The following is an 18979-nucleotide window of genomic DNA, read 5'->3' on the forward strand; positions in this document are numbered from 1 at the left end:
TCGCGTAATCCGATCGATTGTTGACCATTTGCCCGTGCGCGCTAGCTTGTGGCGCGCCGGCACTCGGCCTCCCAACCATGGAATGATGATGACCAAGCGTTTTCGCCGGCAGCAAAGGTTGCTGGAACTGCTGGCTGCCGGCGATGTGTGGAGCGTGCCGGCGCTCTCCAAGGCGCTCGACGTGTCGGACGAAACGATACGACGGGAGATTCGCGCGCTGGAACCGGGCGGCCAGGTGATGCGTGCGCATGGCACGGTTCGGCTGGCGCGGGTCGAGACCGAGGGGTCGTTCGCCGTGCGGCTCCAGCGCAATGCTGATGCGAAGCACCGCATCGGCTGCGCCGTCGCGCCGCTCGTCGCGGATGGGCAGGCGATCTACATCGATGCGAGCACGACCGGCCATTATGTCGCCCAGGCCCTGCGCGACCATCGCGACCTGACGGTCGTTACCAATGCAGTGGGCGTGGCGACCGAGCTTGGCGGGCGCAACGGCAACCGGGTTCTGCTGGCCGGCGGCGAGATGGACTATGACTATCGCGCCTGTTTCGATCAGACGGCGACCGACTTCCTGTCGCTGTCCACGCCTTCGCTCGCCATCATCTCGGTCGAGGCCGTGAACCTCGACCACGGCTTCACCTCCTATCATGCCGGGGAGGCGCGGGTCTGCCGGCTGATGGTGTCGCGGGCGCGAAGCGTGCTGATCGCCGTCGATGCCTCGAAATTCGGGCGACATGGCACGCTGACGGTCGCGGACTTCCAGTCGGTCGACCTTGTCGTTGCCGACTGCCCGCCGCCCGACGGCTATGACGCGGTACTGACGCGGACGGAGTGGGTGACCGCCTGAGCGGCGCGCTCAATCGGCGAGGCGGCTGCGCAATATCCGAGCGAAGCGGTCGGCCGGGCAGAGGCGGGCGCATCCCGCCATCTTCAGCCCGCTGATCGATACGGCCGCGCCGCCGCGGCGCAGCACCTGCGGCGACTGGGTGCGATAGGAAAGGCGGACATATCGACGCCCCGATTCCCGATCGCGCAGCTGTTCGATCAGGATCGCCCCGCCGGGCGGCACGTCGTCCATCGCATAGCCCGGCGCGTACAGGCTGGTCCGCAGGGCAGCCGCCAGTGCGGTGACGTTGGTGTCGTGGCCCATCAGCACTTCGATGCGCGGGCCCGCCGGGTCGGCGAGTGTCTCCAGGACATGTCGTCCGAGGATCGCGGCCTGGTGCGAGGCCATATAGGGTGCGCGGGTGAACACGTCGAACAGGGCGGCGTGCAACGCGCCGAGCCGGGTGAGCGTCGCGGGATCGGCGCGTCCCCAGCCAATGTCCCGCGGGGGTAGCCCTTCGACATATTGCAGCAGCAGCACCTGCGCGATGCCGGACGTGTCGCGGATCGGACCCTGGAGTTCGATCCCATGGCCATCGGGCGCAGGGCGGACCTGCGCCGGCAATGCCGGCGTGCAGCCCGTGTTGCGGGGCGCGCATCCCAATACGCGGTCGAGCAATGCGATCGCGGCGGCGTGCCGGCTCGCAAGCGCCGCCATCCCGCCGGTGAACCGCTCGATCGCGGCGACGGCTTCGTTCGCATCGAAGCGCGTGGCGCGGGCGCGCAGGGGCTCGAAGATGGGATCGATCGCGCCGGCCTTCAGATGCTCCGGCGCGACGCCGCAGCCCGGCGCAATGCCGCGCGCATAGGCCTCGCCGCTGGCGATCGTCCGGTCGGAGACGTTGGTCCGGATGCGGATCGTGCCGGCCGCGGCGCAATTCCGCGGCAGGACGCGCTGGGCGACGAAGCGCCGGCGATCGGCTGCGGCAATCGTTTCAAGCGCTCTTATGCCGTGCGGAGTGAGCCGGCTCTCCTCCACCGGCCATCGCGGCCAGGGCGCGGCGGTGCGCGTGCCGTCGGGCACCTCGCCCCCGAGCGGCGCCCGGATGCCATGGCGCATGACGATCACGACTCGCTCGACGGCAAGTCCCTTCGGCCGCGACGAAGCCGAAAGGGCCGGGCCGGGGAGCAGCATGGCACCGCCGGCGAAGAGAGCGAGGAGGGGGCGGGCCATGCGAATCATTCGCGAACTCATGCGGCTCTGAAGGGTCAATTTGATGACATTGCGATCGATAGCGCAATGAAATCGATTTGATCTCCAAGGATGTGGTCAAAAATTAATTGATACGGTCATTTTGTCATCAATACGTAATTGGCCGCCCCTAGCCGGCCGGCGGCGGCGGGCAAGATGCCGCCGCCGATCCAGTTTCTTTGGGGGTAAGCAATGATGACCATCTCAACGGCACATCTTCGCGCGCTGTATCTTCTGTCCGGCACGGCGATGGCGCTGCTCGCCACCGGCCCGGCCTGGGCAGCACCGGCAGGCCCGGAGACGGTCAAGCCGGCCGACCCGGTCCCCGCCCCGTCACCCGATCAGGATCGGAGCGCGAACCAGGACAAGGACCGCATCGAGAGGCAGGACGACGACATCGTGGTCAACGGCCGCCGCCACGCCGTTCAGGACACGCAGAACGCGCAGATCCGCAGTTCGTCGTTGGTCTCGATCATCTCGGGCGAGGAACTGCGCGCGCAGCCGCAGCAGAATCTGGCCGACCTGCTGACGCGCCTGCCGGGCGTCAACTCCTCGGTGGACCAGTCGCGCAACGCGGCGGCGACGGGCGAGGCGCAGTATCTGTCGATCCGCGGACTCGATACGGCCTATAACGCCTATATGCTCGACGGCGTGCGCCTCGCGCAGACCGACGCGCGCACCCGCGCGATCTCGATGAACCTGCTGTCGCCCTTCTCCATCGCCGAAGCACGCGTGAACAAGGCGCCGACCGCGAATTTCGATGGCGACGCGATCGCGGGCGTGATCGACCTGCGCACCGCTTCGGCCTTCAACCTGCCGGCCGGCCATGTGCAGATCCGCGCGCAGGGCCAGGTCGCCGGCCGGGCCGCGGCACGCGGGCAGAATCCGTGGGGCGGCACGGCGCAGATCGAAACGGCGCAGCGCCTCGGCAATCTCGGCATCTATGCGTCGGTCTATTACGGCCTGAAGCACACGCTGGGTGAATCGACCGCGATGCAGCACGACTGGGAGAAATACGACAACAAGATCCCCGGCATGATCCGCGACAACCTGGACAATATCGCGCCGCGCGGCGTGCAGTGGAACGTCTTCCGCAACCGGATCGAGCGGCTGGGCGGCACGCTGAATCTCGACTGGAAGGGAGAGGACCTCGATCTCTATTCGTACACCACCTATGGCCGCTACAAGCTCAAGAGCTGGATGGACCAGACGGCGCTGCGCCAGACCGATCTCGCGCCCGGCCAGATCAATCCCAATCCCGGCAATACGGGATCCTATGACGCGGCGGGCTTCCGCGCCGACTATGGGCTGACCGCCACCCATTATTTCCGTACCGAGCACTCCAACCAGGAGCTGTTCTCGACCAAGTTCGGCGGCCAGTCGCGGCTCGGCGACCTCACGCTCGACTATCACGCCGCCTATTCGCGCGGCGAGCAGGACTATCCGCTGCGTGTCCAGTCGGGCTTCGCCGGGAAGCCCTATATCGGCACCGCGGACAATAGCGGCCTGGCGATCACGCGGATGGTGACCAGCATCGGCGATCGCACCAGCCCGCAGGTGGTGCTGACCGACGCGGCGCGCGCGGCGCTGCTCAATCTCTCGACGCTGAAGCAATGGTATGTGACGCAGCAGTTCGAGAATACCTGGGAGCGTCGCCTGGAAGGGCAGCTCGACGCGACCTGGAAGCTGGCGGATCAGGGGCTGGAAGCGATCGCGGCGGGCGCCAAGGTGGAAGGGACCAAGCGCTATGCGAACAGCCTGGGCGACGACGGCGCGCTCCAGTATTTCTTTCCGCTCGCCAATGGCAGCAACGCTCCGCGCTACAATGCCCAGGGGCCGTCGGTTGCGGATATTCCCGGCGAGATGCTGGGCGGCTTCATGCACAATTCCGCGCAGGTGCCGATCAAGCTGCTCGACACCAAATTCATCGAGGACCAGATTCGCCGCCTGTCGACGCCGAAGCTCGCCGGTCTCAATCCGGTCAAGCTGAAGGAGAACCGGCTCGACGGCAAGGAGCAGCGCATCGGTGCCTATGCCATGGCGACGTTCCGTACCGGCGATCTGACGGTCATCCCGGGCGTGCGTTTCGAGCATAACCGCTTCGAGGGCACCTATTGGCAGAGCAACGAGAAGACGGGCAACGGCTTCGTCACCACGGCGCGCAGCTACAATCAGTGGCTGCCGAGCGTGATCGCCAGCTATCGTCCGAACGATCGCGTCGTCTATCGTGCCTCGGTCCGCCGCAGCTATTCGCGCCCGGCCTTCGACCTGCTGCTCGGGCCGACCGAGGTTTCGCTCAGCGACGACGGCACCTTGTCGGTGTTCATTCCCAATCCGAATCTGGACGCGCAGACGGCCTGGAACGTCGATGCGTCCGTCGAACTGAAGGGAGAGGGCACCGACTTCTTCTCGATCAGCCCCTATTACAAGCGCATCAACCATGTGCTGTTCTCGACGGGCACCACCAATGCGGGCGGCGATCTCAACGTCTGGGGAACCAGCAGCCCGATCAAGGTGAACGGCGTGGAGACCTCGACGCTGGATACGAGCGGGAAGGGCGACGTCTATGGCATCGAGCTGGTCGGTCGATACAGTTTCCGCGACCTGCCGGGATTGTTCGACGGGCTGGGCGTTGGCGGCAACATCACGCTCCAGCGTGCCCAGGCGAAGGTGTTCGTGAACGGCCAGTGGCGTGGCCAGCGCATGCCGCAGGCGCCGCGCCTCATGTACAATGTCGAGCTGTTCTACAATCACGGCGGCTTCCAGGCGGCGCTCAACTATAATTACACGGGCGACAAGCTGTACGACCTGCGCTCCAGCCGGCCGGATACCTACATCCAGCCCGTGTCGAAGATGAACCTGATGCTCGGCTACACCTTGGGCAAGCATGTTGCGATCGGCGCGTCGATCGAGAACCTGCTCAACGCCCACACCTATTGGGCGACGACCAGCCAGCGTCAGGCCTATCTCTCCAACGACCGCAAGGGCGGCTATATCGAAACGGGCCGGGTCTATTCGCTGAACCTGAGCTATAGTTTCTAAGTCCGGCGTAACGGGCAGTGAGCCGCCCATGGGTAACTCACTGTCCGTCTCGTTTCATGGGCCTTGGGATCGAGGACGCTCCAGCCGCCGGCGGCATTAGGGTATCCCGGGAGTCGCGGCATTCGGAAATGCCGTTGCCTGCCTCTTGCGAGCGGTTTCCTTCCAGAAATTCGCTACCCTGGGAGCGTTCAGCACGATCGAGCAGGCCTCGGCCATCTCCTCGCCGGACAGGCTTATGCAGCGGGAGAAAGCCTCGGTAACGCGGCCGACGCCAGCGGGCTCGGGAACCGCCGGAGTGCCGGCTGGAAAGGCGATGTCCGGGGTGCCGGGAAAGGCCAGATAATCGCTGGCGACGATCGAAACGGTCGGACCGGCACAGACGCCGATCCTGGCGGTCTTTCCGACAGGGGGACTGATATCGCCATATTTTCCCGCGAGTGCTTCGATCGTCCTGCCATTGAGTGTGCAGATCCGGTCGCCGGGTTTTAGGATGGTCTGCGAGGCGGGCGAAGCCTTCATGATATGGGTTATCAGCAGCCCGTTCCCATCCGGGCGGTATTGGATGCCTATTCTTGTGCGATCGGTGACTCGGGCCGTGCGGTCGGGGCCGTAGAAGGCCAGGGCACTGCTTCCCGCATCGAGCACGAAATTGGATCGTCGGAGCAATCCGGTGCCGACCGATGCAGAAAATCCCCATCTGGAAAGCGGCCCGCCCTCGGGGTCGATCGATGCCATGGTCGGCCCCATCGGACGTCCTCCGATGCGCGCGGTGGGCAAGCTTGCCAACCCTTTGATGATCGGGCCGCCCGCGCCGATGCTGCGAATGTCGCTGCGCACTGGAGCGGCGCACTCCCACAGCTTCTCCTGCTCGGGCACAAGATGAACATCGCTGTCCGTACCGGTGTCGAGCAACGCCTTGACCTGGATTCCGCAAATCTCAGCATCAACGACGGGAAAGCGGGTTCGTGTTTCGATCGCTACCGTCACGGTGCCCGAGTCCTTCGGAAGGTCGCCGCCCAGCAGGAAACGGGCGCGACGATTCTCCCAATCGACTTGGAGTGTGAGGCCCATGAGCAGATTGATACCGATTGTAACGCCAACACGATCGTCGCGCGACAAGGGCTGATCGGTGACAGCCACTTGTTGATTGAGGAGCGTGAGGCCTCCGATCACGAGGCTATCGGCGCGCCGGATAGGATAGTGGCTGACACCACCATATCCCTTGGCTGAAATGGTCTTCGCATCCTTGGCCCCGTCGGCCAGGGGCACGAGTTTGGAGGAAAACAGCGCTACATCCGACACGGTCGAGCCGGTATCGATATCGGCGTAGGTTGCCTGCCCATTCACCGTAACCGGAAAGATGATGCCGTCTGCCTCGTCGCCGGACAGTGGAAGCCACTGCATCGCCCGGGTCGCGTTGAAGCTGAAGGTCGGCTGGGTTTCGGTCTGGGTCTGGGCATAAGTATACGGAGGGAACGCGACGAGGCAGAGCTTGGCGATCGCCAGGGGAAGCATGCGATTCATGAGAGACCCGATCTTCTCGAAACGGTGGGCGGCGAACATGCCGCCACCCACCTACCAGTGGCAGGATTGCCGGCGGCCCCGTCAGTCGTTGGGCGAACCGCTGTTGCGCTCATTCACATCGCGGAGGCGAGCAGCTTCTGCAGCCCAGTCCGTGCTACCACCGCTGCTACCGCCGGAGCTGCCCCCGACGGTAACGGTCACGACGCCGCCGTTCGGGGGAAAACCGCCCACCGGGCCGACACCGACCGACACGCCACCGCCGTTCCAGACGGGGATACCACCGCCGCCGCCGACATCGGAGGTCGCGTCCGGGCCCATGGGCTTCGGCATGGGGCTGCGGTCCTGCATGCGGCCACCGGCCACGAAGCCAATCTCGTCCATAGTAAGTTCGCGGATCATGGGAATAATCCTTCTCCTACTAGTGAAAACCTGCCTGAGTTTCTGACGCATCTGGTAAAATATTTGTCTTACTCGGGATTCTCCTATGTTGGTGTCTATGATGTATGATGTGCGTAATCATCCAAATCCGCAGGAATCTATTTTAATGCATGACGCGAACGGCGTTCATGTGCGAAGAATTACTGTAATGTGCGAGAGACGGGTCCCTAACTCGCGCTGCATGTCAGGTAAAATGCGCGAGAATCGAGATTTATGAAGTCCTATTTGCACCGAATTGACAGATGCGAATGCAATTTTTATAGATAAAAACTAGGAATTGATTATCTGTTTGTTTTGAATGGATAATGTGTTGCGATGCCGGCACGAATATTCTCGAAAGGCGCGGCCGGTGCGGCGTCGCACATATTCATGAGGAGTGCGCAGCCGCGTGCCTTGCAGCCCGAGCGACGGGCAGTTCGGGATGATGATTCCGCCTGCTGCGCACGCCAGGGCCGAGGCACTTTGATGCGAGCCGATAATGGCCGCTTTTCATGAACTTGGCGTAATATCCTCAATCGCTACCACATTCCCGGCCAATGCCAGTGGCGCGCGGCGGTGGGAGACCAGGACCAGGCCGGTGTTTGAATCCGCCAGCCAGGCGTCGAGCCGCGCGACCATCTCCGATTCCGTTGCAGAATCAATACCTTCGGTCGGCTCGTCGAGCAACAGCCAGGGCCGGCCGGCAAGCAGCGCGCGGGCGAGGGAAAGGCGCTTGCGCTCGCCGCCGGAGAGCGTTCCGCCCGCCTCGCCGAGCCGCGTATCGAGCCCTTCGGGGAAACCCCCGATACGACCCTCGAGCGCGACGGCTCGCAGAACGGCCCATATCGACTCCTTGTCGACGCCGGGACGCGCCAGGCGGAGATTGTCGGCTATCGTCCCGGCGATCAGCGCCGGATCCTGGGGCGCGAGCGCGAACTGGGCGCGCAGCATCGCGCCGGAACAGGCGGCCGGCGCCAGCCCTCCGATGGCCGCATCGACCATGGCCGCGCGGAGCCCGGCCAGTGTTTCGAGCAACAGGGTCTTGCCCGAGCCCGAGCGACCGGTGATCGCCACCCGTGCCCCCGGCGCGAGATCGAGCCCGCCCAGGCGAAGCGGCATCGCTTCTGTGGAAGCCGGTGCGGCAACGGGTTCGGGCAGAGCCAGGAGCGCGTCGAGCCGGCGCAGGCCCGTAGCCACGCCGGCCCGGCGAAAGGCGGTGCGGGCAAGGCCGGCCATCGCCTCGACCGCGCCGGCGGCCGCCAGCAAGGCGAGGGCGACTCGCGGCGCGGGCGCGTCGGCGAAAAGCAGCACCAGCGCCACCGCCAGCGCGGCATAGCCGGCGAGCAGCGCCGCGATCGCCCCCTCGCCGCGATGCAGGCGCGCACGCGCGGCATCGAGATCGGCGGTGAAGCGGGACAGGTCGCCCGCCACCCGATCGGCAAGGCCATAGGCGGCGATCTCGGCCCGGGCGGCGGCATATTCGACATAGCGGGTGCGCAGCGCCCCCAGCGCCTCGGCTGCGTCGTGTGCGGGCCGCTCGGTGAGGCGGCGTGCGGCGCGATCGAGCAGCGGCGGCAGCGCGGCGAGGAGCAGCAGCAGCGCCAGCGCCGCCGCCCAGCCCGCGAGCGCGGCGAGCAGCACGCCGGTTCCCGCCGCGACCCAGCTCGCCGGGCGCACCGGCTTGCGGACGATCAGTTCCTCCAGCGCGTCGATATCGCCGATCAGCCGGGCGCTGGCATCGCCGCCGGCAAGGTCCGGGCCGATGCGGCCATCCTGCGCGGCGAGCCTGGCGAACAGGCCGGCGCGCAGGGCCGCCATCGCGCCCAGCGCCGCCTGGTGCGAGAACAGCCGCTCGCCATAGCGGCCGGCGGTGCGCAGGATCGCGAGGCCGCGGATCGCGGCGCTGGGGATCAGATAGTTGAAGCCGAGCGCTGCCACCGGGCCCGCCGCGCCGGCCAGCGCCGCCGCGGTGAGGAACCAGCCCGAGACCGCGAGCAGCAGCACCCCCGCGATCGCGGCGAGGATCGCGGCGATGCTCGCGCGGCGCAGCCAGCGGCGGCCAGCGGGATCGAGGGCGAGCGCGCTCACAGCGCCACCACCAGCCGCGCCGCTGCGACGAGCGCGGGATCGTGCGTGGCCACCAGCACCGCGCGCTCCGCCGCGACTTCGCGCAGCAGCGCGACGATCGCGGCCGCGCTCTCGGGATCGAGATCGGCGGTGGGTTCGTCGCAGAGCAGGAGCGGCCGGCGCGAGAGCAACGCGCGGGCAAGGCCGATCCGCCGCCGCTCGCCGCCCGACAGGCCCGAACCGCGATGGTCGAGCATCAGGCCAAGCCCGCCGCGCGCGGCGATCACGGTATCCAGGCCGACCCGGCCGGCGACGCGCGCGATCTCGTCGGGCGTCGCCTCGGGGCGGGCAAGCGCGATGTTCTCAGCCAGCGTGCCGGGGAGGAGTAGCGGCGTCTGCGCGGCCCAGGCGATGTCGGCGGGATCGAGGCCGCCGCCGCGCGCGGTGGTGACGGTGCCGCCGGCCGGCACGACCTGGCCGGCGATCGCGGCGAGCAGGCTCGACTTGCCGCTGCCGGTGGGGCCGGTGAGCGCGGCGAAATCGGCCTGGGCCAGTTCGAAGCCGACCGGGCCGATGCGCAGGCCCGGCCAGGCGATGGCGAGTTGCGCGACGCGCAGGCCGTCGAAGCGCGCCGGCGCGGGCAGGGCAGGCACCGGCGCCTCGACTTCCGCCAGCGCGGCCATGGCGGCGTCGCCGAGCTGCTTCTCGTGATAGGTGGCGGCCAGGCGCCGCATCGGCAGGTAGAATTCCGGCGCCATGGCCAGCGCGAAAAAGGCCTGGCCGAGCGAGAGCTTCTCGGGCGCCGGAAAAGGCAGCAGCCCGAGCAGCGCGAAGCCGCAATAGACCGCGACCAGCGCCACCGAGAGCGCCGCGAAGAATTCCAGCACCGCGCCCGAGAGAAAGGCGACGCGCAGCACCGCGACGGTGCGGTCCGCCACTTCGCGGGTGGCGGCGCTCACCTGGCGGGCGATGCGGTCCTCCGCACCGAAATGGCGAATGATCGGCAGGGCGCGGATGCGATCGACGAACAGGCCGGAAAGCCCGGCGAGCGCGGCGAGCTGGCGTTCCGCGGCACGGCGCGCGGCAGTGCCGGCCAGGATCATGCCGAGCGCGAACGGGACGAGCGTGACCAGGAGGATCAGCGCCGACACCCAGCTTGCCCAGGCGACGATCGCGGCGACGATCAGCGGCGCGGCGGCGGATGCGGTACGGGCCGGGCGGAAGCGCGCTTCATAGGCCTCGATCGTCACCATATGGTCGATCGCCAGCGCGGCGCTCTCCCCGGCGAGCAGCGGACGGGGGAACCGGCCGGCGAGCAGGCGCGGGAAGATCCGCGCGCGCCAGCTCATGACCACGCTTTGCGCCGCGCGGATGGCGACGGCATGGAGCAGCATCGCTGCCCCCGCGCGGATCGCTCCGCCCGCCAGGATCAGCGCCACGGCGCCCCAGGGCAGGTCGTTCCCGGCGGCCAGGCTGTTCACGGCAAGCGCGATGCCCGCCGCGAAGAGCGCCGCGCCCGGAATGTCCAGGATGGGAACCGATCCAAATGATGGTTTTATCATGCCTTCATTTCGTCATCCCCGCGAAGGCGGGGATCCAGGGTAGTGCGGGATGAGCGATGCAATCGTGCACGGAGTTGCCGGAGACGGCAAAGCGCGCCTCGCGACCAATGCGCCTGGCCCCGGGGCCATATCCCCGTTCGGCGCCGCGAGGTGCCATCCGCATTCCCCTGCCGAAGAGGATCCGCCGCATGTCGATGCGCCTTAAAACCCAGGTCATCACGTTCCGGTTCTAACTCATGTTGCGCCGGGGGCGTATTTGTCCATGATCAAAGCGCCTTCCGGATAGGGCCCTTAGTGACGAACGGAACGCGGCCAATCCGTTGGGCGCAGACTTTGGCGTAGGGGGATTCCTGCGATGATCAGCATGGCAGTCGTGGAGCTGTCGAGGCTCCAGTTCGCGCTGACGGCGCTCTACCACTTCCTGTTCGTGCCGCTGACGCTCGGCCTGTCCTTCATGCTGGTGATCATGGAGAGCGTCTACGTGATGACCAACCGCCCGATCTGGCGGGACGTCACGCGCTTCTGGGCCAAGCTGTTCGGCATCAATTTCGTGCTGGGCGTCGCCACCGGGCTCACCATGGAATTCCAGTTCGGGACCAACTGGTCCTATTATTCGCATTATGTGGGCGACATCTTCGGCGCCCCGCTCGCGATCGAGGGCCTGATGGCCTTCTTCCTCGAGGCGACGTTCGTCGGGCTGATGTTCTTCGGCTGGGAGCGGATGTCGAAACAGGCGCATCTGTTCACCACCTTCATGGTGGCGCTGGGATCGAACCTGTCGGCGCTGTGGATCCTGGTGGCGAACGGCTGGATGCAGCACCCCACCGGCGCGACCTTCAATCCCGAGACGATGCGGATGGAAGTGACCGACTTCGCGGCGGTGCTCTTCAATCCCGTGGCCCAGGCCAAGTTCGTCCACACGGTGAGCGCCGGCTATGTGATGGCCAGCGTGTTCGTGCTCGGCGTCTCGGCCTTCTACCTGCTCAAGGGCCGGCACCTGGAACTGGCCCGGCGCAGCTTCACCGTGGCCGCGGCGTTCGGCCTGGCCTCGTCGCTGTCGGTGGTCGTGCTGGGCGACGAGAGCGGCTATGCGCTCACCGAGAACCAGCAGATGAAGCTCGCCGCGATCGAGGGCATGTGGCACACCGAGCCCGCGCCGGCGGGGCTCGCGATCTTCGGCATCCCGTCGAACAGCGGGCGCGAGACCCGGTATGAAGTGAAGATCCCCTATGTGCTGGGCCTGATCTCCACCCGCAGCCTGACCGGTGAGGTCAACGGCATCTTCCCGCTGGTGGAGCGCGCCCGGGGGCGGATCGTCAACGGCCTGGCGGCCTATGACGCGGTCGAGAAGCTCAAGGCGGACCGCAACGACCTGGCCGCGCGCGCGGCGTTCGAGCGGACCAAGAACGATCTCGGCCATGCGCTGCTGCTCAAGCGCTTCGTCGCGGATCCGCGCACCGCCGATGCGGCGACGATCGAGCGGGCGGCGTGGAGCACCGTGCCCAATGTGCCGGCGATCTTCTGGATGTTCCGGATCATGGCCGGGATCGGCTTCGCGATGATCGCCTTCTTCGCGATCGCCTTCTTCTATTCGACGGTGCAGCGGTTCGACGCGCGCTGGTTCCTGCGGCTGGCGCTGATCGTGATGCCGCTGCCCTGGATCGCGGCCGAGGTCGGCTGGGCGGTGGCCGAAGTGGGGCGCCAGCCCTGGGCGGTGGAAGGCGTGCTGCCCACTTTCCTGGCGCCGTCGAGCCTGACCGTGCCCGAGCTGTGGCTGACGATCGCCGGCTTCACCCTGCTCTATGGCACGCTGGCGATGATCGAGGTGCGGCTGATGCTCGCCGCGATCCGCAAGGGGCCGGAGCCGTATCGCCCCGCCGACGCGCCCGAGCCCGCGGGCCCCGATTTCCACGCCGTTCCGGCCGAATGAGCCGGGCCGGGGTTTTGGAGACAGACCATGTCGATCCCTCTCGATTTCGAAACGCTCCGCATCCTCTGGTGGCTGCTGCTCGGCGTGCTGCTGATCGGCTTCGCGCTGACCGACGGCTTCGACCTGGGGACGGCGGCGATGCTGCCCTTCGTGGCCAGGACCGACGAGGAGCGGCGGATGGTGATCAACACCATCGGCGCGACCTGGGAAGGCAACCAGGTGTGGTTCATCCTGGGCGGCGGCGCGATCTTCGCCGCCTGGCCCTTCGTCTATGCCGTCAGCTTCTCGGGCTTCTATCTCGCGATGTTCCTGGTGCTGTCGGCGCTGATATTGCGGCCGGTGGGCTTCAAATACCGTTCCAAGCATCCGGACAGGGCGTGGCGGGAGCGCTGGGACTGGGCGCTGTTCGTCGGCGGCTTCGTGCCCGCGCTCGTCTTCGGCGTCGCGGTGGGCAATGTGATGAAGGGCATTCCCTTCCGCCTCGATAGCGACTTGCGTGCGTTCTACGAAGGCTCGCTGCTCGGGCTGTTCACGCCGTTCACGCTGGTGACCGGGCTGCTCTCGGTGGCGATGCTGGTGCTGCACGGCGCGGGCTGGCTGAGCCTGAAGGCCGAGGGCGTGGTGCTGGAGCGGGCGCGGCGCTGGGGGCAGGCGGCGGCGGTGCTGGCGCTGCTGCTGTTCGCGGCCGGCGGGCTGTTCGTTGCCTGGGGCGGCCTGGGCTACCGGCTGGACGGCGTGGTCGATCCCGGTGGGCCGTCGAACCCGCGCTTCTCGACGACGGTGGCCGAGGGCGGCGCCTGGCTGCGCAATTATGGCGCGCATCCCTGGATGCTGCTTGCGCCGCTGCTCGGCTTTCTGGGGCCGGTGCTGGCGCTGCTCGGCATCCGGGCGCGCCGGGATGTGCTGGTGTTCGCCGGCTCGTCGCTGGCCAATGTTGGGATCATCGCCACGGTGGGCCTGTCGATGTTCCCGTTCATCCTGCCGAGCTCGATCGACTCGCTTTCGAGCCTGACGGTGTGGAACGCCTCGTCGAGCCACGGCACCCTTTTCACGATGCTGGTGGTGACGGCGATCTTCCTGCCGATCGTCCTCGCCTACACGGCCTGGGCCTATCGGGTGATGTTCGGCCGGGTGACCGCGCAGGACGTGCGCACCAATCCCGACTTCTACTGAGGAGCGTTCGCCATGTGGTATTTCTCGTGGATCCTCGGCGTCGGCCTTGCCGTCGGCTTCGGCATCCTCAACGGGCTCTGGCACGAATTCCATTCGGAGCCGCTGCCCGATGCGGCGGCGGGGGAGGAGGAATAGGCCAGGCATGGCCGGTCGGGCCGGACCTGCTAGACTTGTCCCGCCGGAATCGGCCCTTGCCCGTTTCCGGCCGGCGCATCCCTATGCAGGAGACAGGACCATGGGTATTCTCAAGATCGCGGACGGCACCGAGCTCTTCTACAAGGATTGGGGCCCCCGGGACGCGCGGGTGATCTGGTTCCATCATGGCTGGCCGCTCTCGGCCGACGACTGGGACAGCCAGATGATGTTCTTCCTGCTCAAGGGCTATCGCGTGGTCGCGCATGATCGCCGCGGGCATGGCCGCTCCACCCAGACCGACACGGGCAACGAGATGGACACCTATGCCGCCGACGTCGCGGCGTTGGTCGAGCATCTGGACGTGCGCGACGCGGTCCATGTCGGCCATTCGACGGGCGGCGGCGAAGTCGCGCACTATGTCGCGCGGGCCAAGCCGGGGCGGGTCTCCAAGGCGGTGCTGATCGGCGCGGTGCCGCCGGTGATGCTCAAGAGCGAGGCGAATCCCGGCGGCCTGCCGATGGAAGTGTTCGACAATTTCCGCGAACAGACCGCGTTCAACCGCGCGCAATTCTTCATCGATGTGCCGGCTGGGCCCTTCTACGGCTTCAACCGGCCGGGCGCGCAGGTGGACCAGGGCGTGATCGACAATTGGTGGCGCCAGGGCATGATGGGCGGGATCAAGGCGCATTACGACTGCGTGAAAGCGTTCAGCGAGACCGATTTCACGGAGGATCTGCGCAATATCGACGTGCCGGTGCTGGTGATGCACGGCGACGACGACCAGGTCGTGCCCTATGCGGATTCCGCGCCGCTCTCGGCCAAGCTGCTGAAGCACGGCACGCTCAAGACCTATCAGGGCTATCCGCACGGCATGGCGACCACCCATGCGGACGTGATCAACGCCGATCTGCTCGCCTTCATCCAGGGCTGACGGGGGCGTTTCCGACGGGCAAGGGAATGTCCGGGCTCAGGCGAGCTCGGGCATTCCGGCCAGCAGCTTGTCGAGCGTGACCGGATAGTCGCGCACGCGCATGCCGGTGGCGTTGTGGATCGCATTGGCCACCGCCGCGCCGACCCCGCAGATGCCGAGTTCGCCCACGCCCTTGGCCTTCATCGGCGACGTGGTGGGATCGGTCTCCTCGAGGAAGATCACTTCCTGGTGGGGGATGTCGGCATGGACCGGCACTTCATAGCCGGCCAGGTCGTGGTTGACGAAGAAGCCGAAGCGCTTGTCGACCGCCAGCTCCTCCATCAGCGCGGCGCCGGCGCCCATCGTCATCGCGCCGATCACCTGGCTGCGCGCGGAGACCGGGTTGAGGATGCGCCCGGCCGCGCACACCGCGAGCATGCGGCGGATGCGGATCTCCGCCGTCGCGGCGTCGACGCCGACCTCGACGAAATGCGCGCCGAAGGTCGATTGCTGATATTTGCTGGCGAGGTCGCCATATTCCATCGCGTCCTCGGCGACGAGCTCGGCGCCGCTTGCCGCCTCGGCCAGGGGCACGCTGCGCTTGCCGCTCCTCACCTTGCCGCCGGCGAACACCGCGTCGGCCGAGTTGAAGCCGAGCTTCTGCGCCACGGCTTCGCGCAGCTTGATGCAGGCGGCATAGACGCCCGCCGTGGCGCTGTTCGCGCCCCATTGCCCGCCCGATCCGGCCGAGACCGGGAAGCTCGAATCGCCCAGCTTCACGACCACCTTGTCGAGCGGCAGGCCCATCATCTCGGCAGCGGTCTGGGCGATGATCGTGTAGGTGCCGGTGCCGATATCGGTCATGTCGGTCTCGACCGTGACGATCCCGCGCGCGTCGAGCCGAACCCGGGCGGCCGACTTCATGTTGATGTTGTTGCGAAAGGCGGCGGCGACGCCCATGCCGACCAGCCAGCGGCCGTCGCGCACGCTGCCGGGCTTCGCGCGCCGGGCCCAGCCGAACTTCTCCGCGCCGGTCTGCAGGCACTGGTTGAGCTGGCGTTGCGAATAGGGGCGGCCGGGATGCTCGGGATCGACCTGGGTGTCGTTCAGCACGCGAAAGGCGACCGGGTCGAGGCCGAGCTTCTCGGCCATCTCGTCGATCGCGATCTCGAGCGCCATCATGCCCGGCGCCTCGCCCGGCGCGCGCATCGCATTGCCCTCGGGCAGGTCGAGCACCGCGAGCCGCATCGCGGTCATCCGGTTGGCGCCGGCATAGAGCAGCTTGGTCTGTCCGGTCGCCGTCTCCGGGCCGCCGCCGGGCAGGTCGCCCGACCAGCTCTCATGCCCGATCGCCACCAGCTTGCCGTCGCGCGTCGCACCCAGGCGGATGCGCTGGATCGTCGCGGGGCGGTGCGGCGTGTTGTTGAACATGAAGGGGCGGGGCAGGGCGACCTTCACCGCGCGGTTCGCGGCCCGGGCGCCCAGCGCCGCCAGCACCGCGTCGGCACGGATGAACAGCTTGCCACCGAACCCGCCGCCGATGAAGGGCGAGCGCATCCGCACCTTCTCGCGCGGGATGCCGAGCGTTTTCGCCATGTCGCCCACCGACCAGGCGATCATCTGGTTGGCGGTCCACAGGTCGAGCCGGTCGCCGCTCCATGCCGCGATCGTCGCGTGCGGCTCCATCATCGCATGGGCGTGGTCGGGCGTGGTGTAGGTCGCGTCGAGCTGCACCGGGGCACCGGCAAAGGCGCCCGCGAAATCGCCGAAGCGGCTGTCGGCGGGCCCGTTGAACCCGCCCTCCGGCGGCTTGCCGGCGCCGTCCTTCGCCGCGGCGAGATCATAGCTGCCCTTGTCGCGGGCATAGTCGACGCGGATCAGCGCGGCGGCGGCGCGCGCCTGCTCGAACGTCTCGGCGACGACGATTGCCACGGCCTGGTGATAATGTTCGATCTCGGGGCCGCCGAGCAGCTTCGCGGTGTTGAAATTGCCCTTGCCGAGCTTGCCGGCATTCTCCGCGGTGACGATGGTGAGCACGCCGGGGGCGGCCCGGGCCGCGCGCAGGTCCATGCCCGTGATCCGCCCCTTCGCGATCGCCGAGCCGAGGATGAAGCCATAGGCAGGGTCGGGCGCGTCGTGATGCTCATAGGCATAGGGCGCGGAACCCGTGGTCTTGAGCGGACCATCGATGCGCGGCGTGGGCTTGCCGATCACCTTGCCCTGGTCGATCGGATTGGTGCCGGCGGGCGTGTCGAATTTCATGGCTCAGCCCCTCGCTTCGGCAATGGCGGCGGCGAGCGTGCGCTCGGCCAGCACCAGCTTGAACCGGTTCTGCTCGGTGGGCGTGGCGCCGGCGAAGGCGGCGGCCGTCACGGCCCGGGCGCCGTGCGGCATCTCGGCCTCCGCCGCCTCGACGCGCCATGGCCGGGGGGCGACTCCGCCGAACGCGACCCGGCCGGTGCCGTCCTTCTGGAGGATCGCGCCCACCGAGACGAGGGCGAAGGCATAGGAGGCCCGGTCGCGGACCTTGTGATAAATGTGCGTGCCGCCGATCGGCCGGGGAAGGGTAACGGCGGTGATCAACTCGCCCGGCGCCAGCAGGTTCTCGACGTTCGGGGTGTCGCCCGGCAGCGCGTGGAATTCGGCGACGGGGATGGTGCGCGTGGTGCCGTCGGCACGCACCGTCTCCACCACGGCGTCGAGCGCGCGCATCGCCACTGCCATGTCGCTCGGGTGGGTGGCGATGCATGCCGTGCTGGTGCCGATCACGCCAAGGCCGCGATTCACCCCGCCGATCGCCGCGCAGCCGCTGCCGGGGCTGCGCTTGTTGCAGGGCTGGTTGGTGTCGTAGAAATAGGGGCAGCGGGTGCGCTGCAGCAGGTTGCCCGCGGTCGTCGCCTTGTTGCGCAGCTGGCCCGACGCGCCCGCGACGAGCGCGCGGGAGAGCAGGGCATAGTCCTTGCGCACGCGCCCGTCGGCGGCGAGATCGGTATTGCGGACCAGCGCGCCGATGCGCAGCCCGCCCTGCGCGGTCGCCTCGATCCTGTCGAGCCCGAGATGGTTGACGTCGACCAGATGAGTCGGCGTCTCGATCTGCAGCTTCATCAGGTCGAGCAGGTTGGTGCCGCCGGCGATGAAGCGAGCGCCCTGGGTGCGGCCCACGATCGCCGCCGCTTCGGCCGGGGAGCCGGCGCGCTGATAGCTGAACGCCTTCATACCTTCCTCCGCGCGGCGACTTCGGCGATCGCCTCGATGATGTTGGAATAGGCGCCGCAGCGGCAGAGGTTGCCGCTCATGCGCTCGCGGATCTCGTCGGCGCTCATCGCCGGCTTGCCCGCGATGTCGCCGGTCGCGTGGCTGGGGATGCCCGCGTGGATCTCGTCGAGCACCGCGACCGCCGAGCAGATTTGGCCCGGCGTGCAATAGCCACATTGATAGCCGTCATGCTTCACGAAGGCGGCCTGCATCGGATGCAGCTTGCCGGGCGTGCCCAGCCCTTCGATGGTGGTGATCGCATCGCCCTCGTGCATCACCGCCAGGCTGAGGCAGGAATTGATCCGCCGCCCGTCGACGATCACCGTGCAGGCACCGCACTGGCCATGGTCGCAGCCCTTCTTGGTGCCGGTCAGACGGAGATGCTCGCGCAGCGCGTCGAGCAAGGTGGTGCGCGTGTCGAGCTCCAGGGCGTGCGGCTCGCCGTTCACCGTGAAGCCGACCTTCGCCAGCACCGGCGCCTCCGCGCCTGCGGGGGGCGCGTCCCGCGCCTCGGCGGGAGGAGGCGCGGCGCCGGCCGCCACCGATGCCGCGCCGCCGATCAAGACGCCACGCCGCGAAAGTTCGAAATCGCCTGGTCCATGCATATCGGCCTCTGCTCCCCTTGAAGCTGGCGCGCGCCCTGAAACGGTGTTCCCTGTGGTTCTAGCGCGAACAACGATCGAGGCAAATTTTCGCTCATCGGGGAGGAAGGAGTCCCGGTGTAACAAAATTGAGAACGTTCTTGAGAACGCTCTCAATCTATGCTCTAACCATCGGATCGGAGCGAAAGACTCCGCGAACGATAGAGGGGTGTTGGAACAGGCTGCCGTGCGCGCCATGCTGCGCTGTCGGCTCGTTCCGTCGCTGAATCCGACAGCGTTGTCGGAAAA

14 protein-coding genes are annotated in these 18979 nt (G+C 67.4%); 6 read left to right on the forward strand and 8 right to left on the reverse strand.

The window, feature by feature from the left end:
- The first annotated feature begins 88 nt into the window (after positions 1–88).
- Positions 89–844, forward strand: a complete 756-nt coding sequence (locus CAP40_RS13600; RefSeq protein ID WP_086130113.1) for a DeoR/GlpR family DNA-binding transcription regulator — start codon at positions 89–91, stop codon at positions 842–844.
- 9 nt (positions 845–853) lie between these two features.
- Here the strand turns inward: CAP40_RS13600 and CAP40_RS13605 are convergent, their stop codons facing one another.
- The gene (locus CAP40_RS13605; RefSeq protein WP_256924189.1) at positions 854–2056 is read right to left on the reverse strand and encodes a histidine-type phosphatase; all 1203 of its coding nucleotides are present in this window, start codon (positions 2054–2056) and stop codon (positions 854–856) included.
- 210 nt (positions 2057–2266) lie between these two features.
- Here CAP40_RS13605 and CAP40_RS13610 point away from each other — a divergent pair, with 210 nt between their 5' ends.
- Complete coding sequence (locus tag CAP40_RS13610) at positions 2267–5116, forward strand: TonB-dependent receptor (RefSeq protein ID WP_256924190.1); 2850 nt, start codon at positions 2267–2269, stop codon at positions 5114–5116.
- A gap of 96 nt (positions 5117–5212) precedes the next feature.
- On the opposite strand, the gene CAP40_RS13615 is transcribed toward CAP40_RS13610, so the two are convergent.
- The 4 genes from CAP40_RS13615 to CAP40_RS13630 form a co-directional block, all read right to left on the reverse strand.
- The gene (locus tag CAP40_RS13615) at positions 5213–6679 is read right to left on the reverse strand and encodes an aspartyl protease family protein (RefSeq protein ID WP_086130026.1); all 1467 of its coding nucleotides are present in this window, start codon (positions 6677–6679) and stop codon (positions 5213–5215) included.
- Between the two features lie 42 nt (positions 6680–6721).
- Complete coding sequence (locus tag CAP40_RS13620; protein WP_086130027.1) at positions 6722–7039, reverse strand: hypothetical protein; 318 nt, start codon at positions 7037–7039, stop codon at positions 6722–6724.
- A 528-nt stretch (positions 7040–7567) separates the two neighbouring features.
- Positions 7568–9145, reverse strand: coding sequence for an ATP-binding cassette domain-containing protein (locus tag CAP40_RS13625; RefSeq protein WP_086130028.1), 1578 nt, complete (start codon positions 9143–9145; stop codon positions 7568–7570).
- Positions 9142–10686, reverse strand: coding sequence for an ABC transporter ATP-binding protein/permease (locus tag CAP40_RS13630; RefSeq protein WP_086130029.1), 1545 nt, complete (start codon positions 10684–10686; stop codon positions 9142–9144). The genes CAP40_RS13625 and CAP40_RS13630 overlap by 4 nt, the downstream gene beginning before the upstream one ends.
- A gap of 355 nt (positions 10687–11041) precedes the next feature.
- On the opposite strand from CAP40_RS13630, the gene CAP40_RS13635 reads away from it, so the two are divergent.
- The 4 genes from CAP40_RS13635 (at position 11042) to CAP40_RS13650 (ending at position 14855) form a co-directional block, all read left to right on the forward strand.
- A complete protein-coding gene (locus tag CAP40_RS13635) occupies positions 11042–12616 on the forward strand; it encodes a cytochrome ubiquinol oxidase subunit I (protein ID WP_086130030.1) in 1575 nt (524 codons plus the stop codon).
- 27 nt (positions 12617–12643) lie between these two features.
- Positions 12644–13789, forward strand: a complete 1146-nt coding sequence (cydB, locus tag CAP40_RS13640; RefSeq protein ID WP_086130031.1) for a cytochrome d ubiquinol oxidase subunit II — start codon at positions 12644–12646, stop codon at positions 13787–13789.
- A gap of 12 nt (positions 13790–13801) precedes the next feature.
- Complete coding sequence (gene cydX / locus CAP40_RS13645) at positions 13802–13924, forward strand: cytochrome bd-I oxidase subunit CydX (protein WP_086130032.1); 123 nt, start codon at positions 13802–13804, stop codon at positions 13922–13924.
- Positions 13925–14024: 100 nt separating this feature from the next.
- Entirely contained in the window at positions 14025–14855 is an 831-nt protein-coding gene (locus CAP40_RS13650) for an alpha/beta fold hydrolase (protein WP_218822147.1), read from the forward strand.
- A 36-nt stretch (positions 14856–14891) separates the two neighbouring features.
- Here CAP40_RS13650 and paoC read toward each other — a convergent pair whose 3' ends face one another.
- From paoC to paoA, 3 genes are read right to left on the reverse strand one after another with little or no spacing between them, the layout of a single operon-like run.
- Positions 14892–17096 carry an aldehyde oxidoreductase molybdenum-binding subunit PaoC gene (paoC, locus tag CAP40_RS13655; protein WP_086130034.1) on the reverse strand — a complete coding sequence of 735 codons (2205 nt, stop codon included), beginning with the start codon at positions 17094–17096 and terminating at the stop codon, positions 14892–14894.
- Between the two features lie 3 nt (positions 17097–17099).
- A complete protein-coding gene (locus CAP40_RS13660) occupies positions 17100–18050 on the reverse strand; it encodes a xanthine dehydrogenase family protein subunit M (protein WP_086130035.1) in 951 nt (316 codons plus the stop codon).
- Positions 18047–18694, reverse strand: a complete 648-nt coding sequence (gene paoA / locus CAP40_RS13665) for an aldehyde dehydrogenase iron-sulfur subunit PaoA (RefSeq protein ID WP_086130036.1) — start codon at positions 18692–18694, stop codon at positions 18047–18049. The genes CAP40_RS13660 and paoA overlap by 4 nt, the downstream gene beginning before the upstream one ends.
- Positions 18695–18979 lie beyond the last annotated feature (285 nt).

The sequence above is a fragment of the Sphingomonas sp. IBVSS2 genome (genome assembly GCF_002127225.1).
Taxonomy (GTDB): Bacteria; Pseudomonadota; Alphaproteobacteria; order Sphingomonadales; family Sphingomonadaceae; genus Sphingomonas.